Below are 13,610 nucleotides of genomic sequence, written 5' to 3' on the forward strand. Positions count from 1 at the left end.
TACTTCCTTTCTTTTGATCATTTATTCTAAAAAGATGCCTTGCTCGGCATAGAGCTTTTCCAAGTGTTCCTGTCTTTTTCCAGCCGTTTTTTCATCTCTTTTTTGCATGCTGCTAATGACAATTTGAGATAGGGCAAGAAGCGATAAAATATGTTCGGTTGTGCCGGCTAAAAGCGTGATATCAGCGATTTGACCTACCGGAGACAAACGGCGGTCTGTAATAGCAATTACTTTCGCTCCTTGTTTTTTAGCCTGCTGAGCTACTTCAAGCGCTTCTTTTGTATAGCGCGGCAGTGAAAATACAACAACGGTTGATGCGCTCGTGAGATTGCATAGCGTTTCAAGCAAAAATCCAGTTGGAAAAGATAAAAGAACATGATTGCGAAGCTGATTCATTTTATAATACAGCCAGTAGGCTGCCGTATGAGATTCACGGAAACCCGCAATATACACTTGATCACTTTTGATAAGCGCATCTACAGCTTGAGATAAATCCTTTTCGTCAACGGGGGAAAGCCATTCACTAAAAGGTTTCTTTTCTTCCGCTGCAGAATCAGCTGCATGCTTGCTAGCTGCTTCTTTTGATTCGGCAGAAGCAAGCCATTCTTTTCGCATTAGCTCCTGCAAATCGGAAAAACCATTTAACCCAAGTGCGTAAGCTAGACGAATAACGGTTGTTTCACTGACACCTGCTTCTTTGCCAATTTGCCCGGCCGTGTACAGCGAGCCTTTTTCCATAAAATTAATGAGAAACTCCGCCACTTTTTTCTGACCGCGAGAAAGGTCAGGGAATTTATGTTTAATTAATTCTTGAAATGATTGATTCATATAGCCTCCTAAAAAAGAAGTTATAACTTCATAAAAATATATTAATGCATTTTTAACTTCATTTCAATTACTGTTTCAAAATAAAAAGAAGCCTTCGTGATATAATAAATTGATTATTCAAAAATAAATGCCGTTATTCAAAAACGAATTGTATTTTATTCAAAAGTGAATAGAAAGCGGGGAGCATACATGAATTCAGAATGGAATGAAAATCAGTGGATCCTTCATTCATTAAAAGATGATTTGCTCGTGACGGATGAAAAAGGCATCATTGTCCGAATACATGAAGGAACGGGAAACATTTACGATGTAAAAGCTGAAAAACTGCTGGGAAAGTCTGTGTATGAACTTGAAAAACAAGGGTTGTTTACGCCAATCGTTACCCCAATTGTGCTTGAAACAAAGAAGAAAATTACGCTTGTACAAACAACTAAACAAGGCAAGCAGGTGCTCGTTACTGGCATTCCGGTCAAAGATGAAAAAGGCGAGATTAAAAGAATCGTCAGCTATTCTCACGATGTGACGGAACTGATGGAAATGAAAACATATCTTGATGCGATGGAAGGCGAAATGCAGCGCGTAAAGAGCGAGCTTATGCTGCTGCGGAACCAAAATCTATCAACAGAAGGAATTGTGTGCAACAGCGATAAGATGCAGCACGTTCTTCGTACGGCCGTTCACGTTTCGAACGTAGACGTAAATATTTTGCTTTTAGGGCAGTCCGGAGTAGGAAAAACGCATTTAGCCAAGCTGATACATAACAAAAGTACAAGAAGCAAAGGGCCGTTTATTGAAGTGAACTGCGGGGCGATTCCAGACCATTTATTTGAGGCTGAACTGTTTGGATATGAGGCAGGGGCTTTTACCGGTGCATCTAAAAATGGAAAGGTGGGGCTGGTCGAATTAGCAGACGGGGGCACGCTTTTTTTAGATGAAGTGGGAGAGCTGTCACCGGCGCATCAAGTGAAAATTTTAAAGCTCATTCAAGAAAAACAGTTTTATTCCGTTGGAGGAAGAAAGCCCAAAACCGTGGACTTTCGCTTAATTGCAGCGACGAACAAAGATTTAGAAAAAGCCGTCGCTGAAAAAGAATTTCGAGAAGATTTGTATTTTCGTTTAAGCGTTGTACCGATTACCATTCCATCTTTGAACGAGCGTCCTGAAGATATTTTTCCGCTGCTCACACATTTTGCCGAGCAGTTTGAAAAGAAATACAACCGAAAAAGAACGTTTGATAATGCGGTTATTCACGCACTGCTTGCACATGAGTGGAAAGGAAACGTACGAGAGTTAATCAATGTGATTGAACACGCGGTGGTTGTGTCTTCACAAACGCTGATTACAATGGAGCATTTGCCGCATTCTCTGCATAGGAAAAAACGGATTCAACACGTTGAAGAACATGGGGAAATGAAGCTTAATGACGCGTTAAACGAGCTGGAAAAAGAGATATTAGTAAGAGCAAAAAAACAGTATAAAACGACAACAGAAATAGGTGAAGCACTCGGAATCAGTCAGCCTTCAGTTGTTAGAAAATTAAAAAAACATTCTGTTTTTTAACGTCTTTGGCACGCTCTTTGCATGTAAAACAAGTACAAACACATTACTTGATAGATTGCGAGGAGGAAGTCAGATGACGCAGGCATCACTTACACAGTTAATGAACAGTTTACCGGATTTACTAGCACCAAGCATGGCGAAAGATCATCCTAATTTACCGGTGGTAAAAGCAGAGGGCTGCTACTACTACGGAGCGGACGGAAAAACGTATTTAGATTTTACATCAGGTATTGCAACAGCGAATACAGGTCATCGTCACCCTAAAGTTGTACGAGCGATTAAAGATAGCGTTGATCATCTTATGCACGGCCCGTCAGGTGTGATTATGTACGAATCTATTTTACAGCTTGCTGAAGAATTAAAAACAGTATTGCCAAGAGGCCTGGACTGCTTTTTCTTTGCTAACAGCGGAACTGAAGCAATAGAAGGAGCGTTAAAGCTAGCAAAATACGTGACGCAAAGACCTTATACGGTTTCGTTTATGGGCTGCTTTCACGGCCGTTCTCTCGGAGCGCTTAGCGTGACAACATCAAAAAGCAAATACCGGAAATTTCTTCAGCCATCGGGCTTAACGTATCAAGTGCCTTATGCAGACGTGACTCAGTGTCCAAAAGGAGAAGATCCGGAAATCTACTGCGTGGAAAAGCTGGAAAAAGATTTTGACACGTTGTTTAAGCATCAAGTAACGCCGGAAGAAGTGGCGTGCATGATTGTAGAGCCGGTTCTTGGAGAAGGCGGCTACGTGATCCCGCCGAAAGCATGGCTGCAAAAAATAAGAGAAGTGTGTGACAGACACGGCATTCTGCTTATTTTTGACGAAGTGCAAACCGGCTTTGGACGTACCGGCGAGTGGTTTGCAGCTCAAACGTTTGACGTGACGCCTGACATTATGGCAATCGCAAAAGGCATAGCATCAGGACTTCCGCTAAGTGCTACCGTAGCTTCCAAACAGCTCATGGAAAAGTGGCCGATTGGTACACATGGAACAACTTTTGGAGGCAATCCCATTGCTTGTTCAGCAGCACTTGCGACCATAGACGTACTAAAAGAAGAAAAGCTGATTGAAAACTCAAAAGCAATGGGGAAATATGCAGCGGATCAGCTTCAGCATTTGAAAGCGAAGCATGAAGTGATCGGAAGCATTCGTTCAGTAGGACTAATGATTGGAATTGAAATTATTAATCCGAAAACAAAGCAAGGTGACGGAAATCTTCTTCTTGAGATTTTAGACAAATGTTTGGAAAAAGGGGTGCTGTTTTACCTTTGCGGAAATAGCGGAGAAGTGATTCGAATGATTCCTCCTTTAACGATTACAAAGGAAGAAATTGATGCCGGGCTTCGCGTGTTAGACGAAGCATTGACAGAAATCACAAGTCTTCACGTGATCTAAAGCTTTAAGAAGCTCTTTGTTTCAATGAAAGATAGATTGACCCATAATAAGGAGGAATCTGTTATGAACGGACTGGATATGACGGTTATGTTTGTCTATTTTGGCGTATTGGTTGTAGCGGGTATCATTGGCTCGTTAAAAGCAAAGTCATCAGAAGATTTTATTTTAGCCGGGCGAAAATTAGGGATGTTTATGTATTTAGGATGTTTGTCTGCCGTTATTTTAGGCGGGGCGTCAACGATTGGAACCGCTCAGCTTGGCTACGAGCACGGGCTGTCTGGCATTTGGTTTGTGACGATGATTGGACTTGGAATCATTACGCTTGGCACGATTTTTATTAAGCGGATTTCGTCGTTGAAAGTGACCACTATCAGTGAATTGCTAGGAAAAAGATATAACGCTCAAGCGCAAATTATCAGCGCGGTTGTTGCCGCTATTTATACACTCATGGTATCGGTCACTCAAGTGATTGGAATGGGAACAATCATTCATGCATTGCTTGGATGGAACATGACGGCCTCGATGTTAATTGGCGGTTCGATTGTTTTGTTCTATACGATTTTAGGCGGAATGTGGAGCGTAACGGTTACTGATATTATTCAATTTGTTGTGATGACGGTGGCGATTTTTGGATTTATGCTTCCAATGAGCGTATCAGAAGCAGGAGGTTTCAAAGCCCTTACCGGAGATTTACCATCATCTTATTTTGATTTTTCATCGATTGGATACGGTCAAATCTTTCAGTATTTCCTCTTGTATACGCTTGGTATGGCAGTTTCTCAAGATATTTGGCAGCGAGTATTTACGGCGCGAACAGAAAAAATTGCGCGAAACGGCTCTATTTTTGCAGGGGTGTACAGCATTGCCTACGCAATTGCGGGAAGTGTAATTGGAATGTGTGCATATTTGCTGCTGCCAAACGCAGAAAGCAGTCAAAGCATTTTTGCGACGCTTGCGATTCAAATTCTGCCTCAAGGGTTATTAGGTCTCGTGCTGGCAGGCGTTTGTTCGGCGCTGATGTCAACTGCTTCAGGAACGCTGCTTGCGTCTTCTACGCTGATTAGTAACGATATCATTAAAAAAGTATGGCTTAAAAATATTTCAGAGAAAAATTATTTAATTTTAACCCGTGTGAATACACTTATTGTCGGCGTGCTTGCTATTATTTTTGCTCTTTGGATTCAAGACGTGCTTGTTGCTTTAGACGTTGCGTATGCCATTTTATCAGGAGCGATCTTTGTTCCGTTTGTTGTCTCGCTGTTTTGGAAAGACATTCATCCAAAAGCCGGAGTTTCAGCGATTGTTGTTAGTACGCTAGTAGTACTTGGAGGTCTATTGATTGAAGGACTTTCTTCTACTACGCCAATTCTATACGGCATTTCAAGCAGTATCATTGTAATGGCTGGATTTGCGGTTATGGCTCGAAACAAAGAACTGTCTGATCAAGAAAAGGTTCAAGAAGATATGTGAATAAGGGGGTAAAAAGCTTCTCATAGTAAAGTGAGAAGCTTTTTAGCATTTTGTATGCATAAGTATAGACAACAAACGGCAAGGAGGAGTACACTAGACGCTCAGATTATAGAGATAAGGAGATTGGTACATGAAAAGCAGAACGTCCGTAATGGTTAGTATTGTGCTGGCAATGCTAGTGGCTTCGCTTGATTCAACGATTATGAATACGACGATGCCCGTTATTGCAAAAGAGCTTGGAAGATTTGATTTGTACGCGTGGTCGTTTGCTTCGTACATGATTGCAAGTACGATTTTATCTCCGGTAGCAGGAAGATTATCGGATTTATTTGGCCGCAAAAAAGTATTTGGGTTTGGAATTATTGCTTTTTTAATTGGTTCAATGCTTTGCGGCGTGGCAAATACGATGATTCAGCTTGTTCTTTTCCGTGCGGTTCAAGGAATAGGAGCCGGGTTTATGGTGGCCTTTCCCGCTATTATTGCCGGAGACTTATTTCCAGTGGAGAAACGAGGGAAAATTCAGGCGCTCTTTACAACGATGTGGGGATTATCAGCTGTGTTAGCACCGCTTTTAGGCGCTTTTTTTGTGGATTATTTAACGTGGAGATGGATTTTCTTTATTAATTTACCGGTATGTATCGTTTCATTTCTTACGTTAATGCCGTATCAAGAAAGCTATGAGCCGAAAAGAGCAAAAGTCGATTACATCGGTGCTATATTGTTTGGAGCTGGCGTTACGTCACTGCTGCTTGTGACGGTAGTGGAACAAAACCGAGTTGTGTATGCAGTAGCGGGACTTATTTTATTGGTCATTTTTTATCTCCATGAACGAAAACATGCTTCTCCGATTGTACCGCTGTCCATGTTCCAAAACAAAACGCTGTCATGGATTAATATCAATGCGTTTATTGGAACGGTGGCTTTATTCGGAACGTCAAGCTACATTCCGTTATTTTTACAGCGAGTAGCGCATTTGTCACTGTTTATGAGCGGAGTTGCGCTGTTAGGAACAGCGGTCGGATGGATGTCTGTGTCCGTGCCTGCAGGTAAATGGATTTTGAAACACGGCTACAGAAAGCTGTTGTTAATCGGGAATGTGCTGCTCGTTGGCTCAGGAACACTTCTGCTGATGCTAAATGAAAGCCACGGTTTCTTCTACGTGTTCTGCGTCATGATTGTACAAGGGCTATCGTTTGGTCTGCTGTCTACGGTTGGAGTCATTGGTGTACAGCAATTAGTAGGAGGACATGAAAGAGGTATTTCAACGTCATTTTTTATGTTTTGCAGAAACATGGGAACAGCAATCGGCGTTACGATTATGGGTGCGTTGCTGACTTCAGGCGGAAGCTTTATGGCAGGCATTCATCACTTGTTTTTATTTGGCTTTGCCGGAAGTATCGTGGCTTTATTAACGTCGTTAAAGATTCAAAACGATACGGAAACAAAGCACAGTCGAGCTGCTAGTTAAGGGAATTTATGCTAAATATGTTTATTTCATAAAAAAACGGGAAAAAACCAAATAAGGTCATAGAATTGCCTGAGAAATCGTAGGCATATTCTTCTTCTTCTTTCACTTACTACATGTGGGACGCCGGGTATCGGCGTCTTTTTTTTGTGCTGTAAAGAGACTGATTATCTAAGCAAAAGCATATACATAAACGATTTTGTTCAAATAATGGGACTTTTTACAAAAATAAGTCTTTAAATGGTAAGAAACATTAGGTATAATTTAGTGGTTATTTAGCATATTTTAGAAATGTTTGACTGAGTTTGTACGAAAAAGTGAAAGGGGATATTTCATGTCATGGCTCACCAAATGGTCGTTTAAAAACAAAGCGGCTATTACCATTATGTCTATTTTAATTTTAGCTTTAGGAGTCATTAGTTATTTTACACTTCCGATGGAGTTCCTGCCGACCGCTGATCAGCCTCAAGTGTCAGTAGTAGTTATGGGGCAAGGAACGGATGCAGACTCCATGGAAAAACAAGTGACGTCACCGATTGAAGAAGCGGTCGCCGGTGTTAAAGGAAAAAGCAACGTGTATTCAACGACGGGAGACGGCTATTCCAAAATCGATATTTCATTTGAATCCAAAACGGATATGAAAGAAGCAAAAACAAACGTCCAAGAAGCGCTGTCTTCGGTGCAGCTTCCAGCCAGTGTATCAAAGCCTAATGTTATTCAATTAAATACCTCTATGATTCCCATCGCAGATATTTCACTCACATTTAAAGAAGGATTAACAAGAGACAACCTGGATCTTGCAGAGAAAAAACTGATCCCTAAATATAAAGACGTTAAAGGCATTGCGAGTGTTCAAACGTATGGAACAGCGGATTCCTACGTGTCTATTAAAGTTGATAATAAAAAATTGTCACAAAAGAACGTGACTATTGATAAAGTCATCAGCGTGTTAGAAGGAAAAAACACGTCGCTTGCAGTTGGAGAAAAAGTCATTAATAACAAGTCGAGCAATATCAACGTAACTGGTAAAATTGATAGCTTGGACAAAGTGAAAAAGCTGCCGGTTGCACAGGATGTAACGCTAGGCGACCTTGCAAAAGTAGAGGTGAAAAAGCCTGAAGGCGTCGTGACGCATATTAACGGAAAAGATGCACTTTTACTTATTGTTACAAAAGACAGTCACTCAAACGCCGTTAGCATCACAAAAGAAGTAAAAAAACTGTCTCAGCAAATTAACAAAGACTATAACAATGTGAATGCTTCTGTATTTTTTGCAACAGGGGACAGCGTACAAAACTCTGTTCATTCAATGATGAAAGAAGTGCTGCTAGGCGCACTTTTTGCGACCGTTGTCATCATGCTGTTTTTACGCAGCGTTCGCTCTACGTTTATCACGATTGTATCCATTCCGCTATCGCTTTGCTTTACGCTGTTCTTACTGTCTAAATCAGGCGTCACGCTCAATATTTTAACGCTTGGAGGAGTAGCCGTAGCGATTGGGAGATTGGTAGATGATAGCATCGTTGTTATTGAAAACATCTTCCGGAAAATGCAAAAAGAAGAGTTTTCGCTTGGCTTGATTATTGATGCCACAAAAGAAGTAGGCTCTGCTATTACTGCTTCTACGTTAACGACAGTAGCTGTCTTTTTACCAATCGGCCTTGTAAACGGAGGGCTTCAAGACTTTATGCTTCCGTTCGCTCTAACGCTGACCTATTCACTGCTGTCTTCATTAATTGTGGCGCTTACCGTTGTACCTTTAATGAGTGCCGGGTTATTAAAAAATGAAAAAATTCGCAAGCACAAGCAGCCTGTTCGTTTTACAAAGGTCATTACGTGGTCGCTTAATCATAAATGGGTTGTGCTGCTGCTTTCGCTGCTTTTATTTGTCGGATCTATTGGCGCGTACACAATGATGCCTAAAGGAGCGGTTGATAACTCTTCATCTGACTTTGTAGGCACAACGTTAAGCTATCCAAATAATACGCCGATTAAAACCGTAGAAGAAAAATCACTGCAGCTTGAACGCTATATTTTAGCTCAAAAAGAAGTGAAAGAAGTATACATGCAGCTTGGTAATACGGCCGAAGGAGCCAAGTGGGGAGACGTTGGTTCGCCTACTGAAGCTACGTATACGATTACCGTAAAAGACGGTGAAAACACGGATTCGCTAATGAAACGAATTCAAAATCAAAAGAAGCTCTATGATGGAGGAGATCTTAGCGTCAGTGCTGCTTCACTAATGGGAGCTTCTACTACTTCCATTACCGTTGATGTGATTGGAAACGACATGAACAAGTTAGAAAAAACGGCAAGCAGCATTAAGAAAGAAATCAGCGATATAAAAGGAGTAGACAAAGTTTCTACGAACCAAGACGAAAAGAAAACGATTTACTCTTTAGACGTAGATCCAACAAAAGCGAATACGCAGCAAGTAGCGCAGCAGCTTGGCGTTATGCTGAATAAAACGCCGATTGGAGCGATAGATTTAGAAGGCAAGCAAGCAAACGTACTTCTTGAATCTGTCTTAAATCCAACGTCACCAAAAGAGTTAAAAGATATTTCTATTATGACAGAGACAGGACCGTCACCTGTTTCAAAAGTGGCTTCGCTAACGCAAGCTGAAAAGCCAACAAATCAGTTTCATAAAAATGGAGACCCATATATTCAAGTAACAGCGGATGTCAATCCAGAAAAGCTTTCAGAAATTAATAAAGACATTCAAACAACCATTTTTGGAGACGGTAAGAATAAAGGACTGTCGATTTCAAAAGATGTTGACGTTGTAATCGGAGGAGCAAGCACTCAGCAAGGAGAAGATTTCTCTGACTTGTTCATTACGATGCTCGTGTCGATTGGTATTGTGTTCTTAATTATGGTCATTACGTTTAAAACAATCCGCACGCCGTTTGCCATTTTATTTTCACTTCCGCTTGCTGCGATCGGTGCCGTTTTAGGATTATTAATCAGCCGTATCCCGGTAGACGTAACGGCTTTACTTGGAGCCCTGATGCTGATTGGTATTGTTGTAACGAATGCGATTGTACTATTAGACCGCGTGAAGCAAAATGAAAAGAAAATGATTATGCGCGATGCCATTGTTGAAGCAGCGGCTACGCGTATGCGTCCAATTGTCATGACGTCTGCTGCTACGATTTGTGCGATGCTGCCGCTTTTATTTAAACAAAGCGAAAGCGGAAGCCTCGTTTCTCAAAGTCTTGCAGTCGTTGTAATCGGAGGATTGGCCGTTGCGACTCTGCTTACACTTGTAGTCATTCCAGTTGTATATGAACTGCTTCATTTCAGAAAATCGAAAAAACAAAGAATACAGCAAAAACAGCAGGAAGACGTAACGCCGCTATAATGTTTAAAAGAGGCTAGGCCACAAGTATGTTAGGTGAAAAAAATCCGAACGATAAATCGTTCGGATTCTTTTATTGGTAGAATGAACGTAGGTTTCATGTCTGTAGTTGCTTCTAGCTAGGGTTGATTTGGTTACGTCCCAGCCTCTTTTTTATGAAACCTTTTGTCTAGTCAAACGTATAGTTAGATAAAGAAATGGAGGGGATAATATGTTTGAAATAAAAGAGCGATGTTACGTTTGTCAGAAAGAAATTCAGCCGAATGAAGAAGTGTGGATGCGAATGAAGTATCCGAGTAAAAGAGGAATGACCGAAATCAAAGCTTTTTTACATCAAGAAGCGCAGTTTGTATGCATGGACTGCTTTGAAAAAACAAAAAAATGAGTCAAAGCCGTACTCTTTTCAACATATTGACATAGTATAATTTATAGTTTAATATTTAGATAATTATCTAAATACTTAAATGTGATGGAGATGAACTTTAATTGAATGAAACGTTTAAAGCTTTAGCGGATCCTACTCGCAGGAAGATTTTAGAGCTGCTAAAAGAGCGGGACTTAACCGCAGGAGAAATTTCCGAGTATTTTAACATGACCAAACCAAGCATCTCAAATCATTTAAAAATCTTGAAGCAAGCGGACCTCGTTCAAGATGAAAAAAGAGGGCAGTTTGTGATTTATTCGTTAAATACAACCGTTTTTCAAGATTTAATCGGCTGGTTTTTCAGCTTTCAGAAAGGAGAAAAGTAAATGAAAAAACACGTATTTCCTTTAGGTATTACTCTTTTAACACTACTTGCATGGCTGATTGCACTGCCACATCTTCCAGCTACAATGCCCATTCACTGGGGAGCAAATGGAGAAGCAGACGGATTTGCCACAAAGATAAATGCAATGATTTTAACAGTAGGAATCATGGTACTTATTTATTTTGTCATCGCATTTGTGCCGCGAATTGACCCGCGTAAAGAAAATTATAAGTACTTTTCAAAAACATATAACATCCTGTTAAACGCCGTACTGCTATTATTCTTTTTTGTAAATATGAGCACTATTTTACAGGGGCTTGGCTATAACGTGCCGGTGTCCTACATTGCTCCGATTATGGCTGGACTCGTTTTTATCATTATCGGAAACTACTTGCAGCGCGTGCGCTCTAACTATTTTATGGGGATTCGTACACCGTGGACATTGAGCAATGAAAACGTATGGAAAAAGACGCACCGGTTATCCGGAAAGATCTTTTTTATAGGCGGACTGCTAATTCTTATTAGCGCTTTTTTACCTGATGGATACAAGTCAGTTATCATGTGGGGGAGTATCGTTCTGTGCGTGGCGATTCCTTATCTGTATTCGTACTTGGCGTATAAAAAAGAAATGAATATGTAAGCATACAAAAAAATCCGGTGAACACACCGGATTTTTTTATGGATAACATATCAGTCGTAACGCCACCGTTTGTGTCACGCCGGCTGATGAGAATAAATACAGCATAAAGTATGAAACGCGTTTCAGGTCAAGAGTTGTTATGAAAAAACTTACATTTGCTTACGATCGCTTGCTTCAGGCGGCTTTTCAATCCATCCGTTTTTAATCATCACTTCGCTGCAGCGCCCCGCTACTTTTAAGTCCCGTAAAATACACGCTTCACAGTGCCCCACAATATCGAGCCTCATACTAGTAGTCATTGCCGTTGCGTAATAAGTAATGGCTACTTTAAACATTGCGCCTGCGTGAAACGTCATCAGCTTTTCTGAAAAAGGCGCGTGCGTAGACGTTGTGATTTCATTATCCAAAAGCGGAGGAGTATGAAGGTTTTCTTCGTGCATAATGGAAGAATAAAGCTCAATATGCTTGTGTGCCACATCAAGCCCCGTCTCCATGACTTTCCGCACGTCTTTTCGTTTACTCACTTGTTTGAAGGCAATCAAAAGCGCTTTGGTTGCCATGCTTTTGCGCAAATTAAAATAAATATTTCCCGCTTCCGTTGCGTTTAAAAGGCGCTGCTTTCCTACAAAATCAAGAGCGTAAGTCAAATCTGTGATGTGCTCTTGTTGTTTCGGATTTAAAAAATAAGGAGCCGGCACATAAAGATTTTTTGCTAAAAGCAGGTCGAGAGACCGATTATATACTTCCATCACGTCCAAATTACACTGATGATAATAATCTCGAAGATCTCGGCGAACGGACACGCTAAATGAAATGCCGTATCCTGCCAAGCCGTGAATCGTCATGTCGTGAAGATACTTCAGCCAAAACGAGTCTGTAAAAAGCGGAGGTGCGTGAAAGTCCACATCTTCCTCTGTAAAACCTTTTGGCAACGGAAAATGCTCGGCATGAAAAATGGCAGTCAGCAGCTCAATATGCTTTTTCGATAGCTCTAGCGAAAAGGCAAACAGCGAACGAATCTCGGCATCCGTTACCGTTGCTAGAACGTGTTTTGCTACACAAACCGCCAGCGTATCCTGCTGATACTGCGCGCATAGACTTGTTATTTCAGGCGAAGTCAAACGCTTGCTTTCTGCGTTCAATTGGCTTTCCTCCTATCTATAAAAATGGCACGTATTTATAAAAAACAGATAAGCATAGTGTGGACAAGGGTGTGTTAAATTATTCCATTGATGAATTGGAATCAAAATAGAAAAAGATCTGCCCGGTAAAGAGCAGATCCTTATGTATTGGTTTATTTTTTATTCATTTCTTTTTCAATTTCAGGATAAGTAATGCCGTATTTTTTAGAGACGGTAACTAAGCGGATAATTTCTTCTTCAGTAGGTGGTCCCACTTGCGGCAGAGGAGCATTTTTGGGAACGGAAGTACCGAGTTCTTTAACGAATGAATCAAAGCCGGCAGGAGAAGCAGTAAGGATAAATTCTGTTTCTTCTGGTCCGGTCACAAAGCGGTGCTGAATACCTCGAGGAGCAAAAACATAATCGCCCGCTTTTGCTTCAATTATTTCTTCTCCTATGTAGAAAATCATTGAGCCGCGCTTTACATAAAACGTTTCGTCTTCATGTTCGTGAAGGTGAAGAGGGGGACCTTGGTTTTCTGGTTTCACTACGTGCGCCACGGCGTAAGCTCCGTTTGTATCTTCACCTGATACAAGAAGCGTTACTTTTTCATCAAGAAAATGAAATGTGTTTTGATCGTGTGGGGTACGGTGAAAAGCGTTTGTTAGCTGATTATGAGTTGTTGTCATCCTTTTATCTCCTTAAAAAAACATATTTTGAGATTATTGTATACTAATATGAATGTTTTGTGTGCGGAATAATAGTTAAAAAGAATTATTTTTTTACATTTATTATCTTTTTATAGTTCTATTGTTGCCGGTAGGGGACGCTCAATGAAATCTTTATTCAATTTATACACTAAGAATTTCCCCTATCTATTTTCCAAAACCACCCAATATGCTAGCATAAATATAGACTCGTTAAATGGATAAGGTGTAAAAGGAGAGTTTTTATGAAGTTTTTTAAACAAGCAGTATGCAATGTTCCGAGACAAATACATTAAATAATACAAAAAATGCTGTCTAA

The 13,610-nt window shown here is 40.6% G+C and carries 11 protein-coding genes; 8 read left to right on the plus strand and 3 right to left on the minus strand.

What is annotated here, in order from left to right; all coding sequences use genetic code 11:
• Nucleotides 1-21: 21 nt before the first annotated feature.
• Nucleotides 22-828, minus strand: a complete 807-nt coding sequence (locus LJY09_RS05370) for a MurR/RpiR family transcriptional regulator (protein WP_228307535.1) — start codon at nucleotides 826-828, stop codon at nucleotides 22-24.
• Between the two features lie 189 nt (nucleotides 829-1,017).
• Here LJY09_RS05370 and LJY09_RS05375 point away from each other — a divergent pair, with 189 nt between their 5' ends.
• The 8 genes from LJY09_RS05375 to LJY09_RS05410 all read left to right on the plus strand — a co-directional run bounded on the left by LJY09_RS05375 (nucleotide 1,018) and on the right by LJY09_RS05410 (nucleotide 11,463).
• Nucleotides 1,018-2,388 carry a sigma-54 interaction domain-containing protein gene (locus LJY09_RS05375; RefSeq protein WP_028407737.1) on the plus strand — a complete coding sequence of 457 codons (1,371 nt, stop codon included), beginning with the start codon at nucleotides 1,018-1,020 and terminating at the stop codon, nucleotides 2,386-2,388.
• Between the two features lie 73 nt (nucleotides 2,389-2,461).
• The gene (locus LJY09_RS05380; RefSeq protein WP_228307536.1) at nucleotides 2,462-3,778 is read left to right on the plus strand and encodes an aspartate aminotransferase family protein; all 1,317 of its coding nucleotides are present in this window, start codon (nucleotides 2,462-2,464) and stop codon (nucleotides 3,776-3,778) included.
• A 63-nt stretch (nucleotides 3,779-3,841) separates the two neighbouring features.
• A complete protein-coding gene (locus LJY09_RS05385; RefSeq protein WP_228307537.1) occupies nucleotides 3,842-5,248 on the plus strand; it encodes a sodium:solute symporter family protein in 1,407 nt (468 codons plus the stop codon).
• A gap of 130 nt (nucleotides 5,249-5,378) precedes the next feature.
• Nucleotides 5,379-6,716 carry an MFS transporter gene (locus tag LJY09_RS05390; protein WP_098113785.1) on the plus strand — a complete coding sequence of 446 codons (1,338 nt, stop codon included), beginning with the start codon at nucleotides 5,379-5,381 and terminating at the stop codon, nucleotides 6,714-6,716.
• 331 nt (nucleotides 6,717-7,047) lie between these two features.
• A complete protein-coding gene (locus LJY09_RS05395; protein ID WP_228307538.1) occupies nucleotides 7,048-10,077 on the plus strand; it encodes an efflux RND transporter permease subunit in 3,030 nt (1,009 codons plus the stop codon).
• A 208-nt stretch (nucleotides 10,078-10,285) separates the two neighbouring features.
• Nucleotides 10,286-10,459: a Fe3+ hydroxamate ABC transporter substrate-binding protein gene (locus LJY09_RS05400; protein ID WP_209368405.1), complete on the plus strand. Its 174-nt coding sequence runs from the start codon at nucleotides 10,286-10,288 to the stop codon at nucleotides 10,457-10,459.
• A 101-nt stretch (nucleotides 10,460-10,560) separates the two neighbouring features.
• Nucleotides 10,561-10,824: an autorepressor SdpR family transcription factor gene (locus LJY09_RS05405; RefSeq protein ID WP_028407742.1), complete on the plus strand. Its 264-nt coding sequence runs from the start codon at nucleotides 10,561-10,563 to the stop codon at nucleotides 10,822-10,824.
• On the plus strand, nucleotides 10,825-11,463 hold the full coding sequence (locus tag LJY09_RS05410) for an SdpI family protein (protein WP_228307539.1): 639 nt from the start codon (nucleotides 10,825-10,827) through the stop codon (nucleotides 11,461-11,463).
• A 149-nt stretch (nucleotides 11,464-11,612) separates the two neighbouring features.
• On the opposite strand, the gene LJY09_RS05415 is transcribed toward LJY09_RS05410, so the two are convergent.
• A complete protein-coding gene (locus LJY09_RS05415; protein ID WP_228307540.1) occupies nucleotides 11,613-12,605 on the minus strand; it encodes a DUF3231 family protein in 993 nt (330 codons plus the stop codon).
• Between the two features lie 152 nt (nucleotides 12,606-12,757).
• On the minus strand, nucleotides 12,758-13,273 hold the full coding sequence (locus tag LJY09_RS05420) for a cupin domain-containing protein (protein WP_228307541.1): 516 nt from the start codon (nucleotides 13,271-13,273) through the stop codon (nucleotides 12,758-12,760).
• Nucleotides 13,274-13,610 lie beyond the last annotated feature (337 nt).

Origin of the sequence: Priestia sp. J2, from assembly GCF_020790095.1 — a bacterium.
Taxonomy (GTDB): Bacteria; Bacillota; Bacilli; order Bacillales; family Bacillaceae_H; genus Priestia; species Priestia zanthoxyli.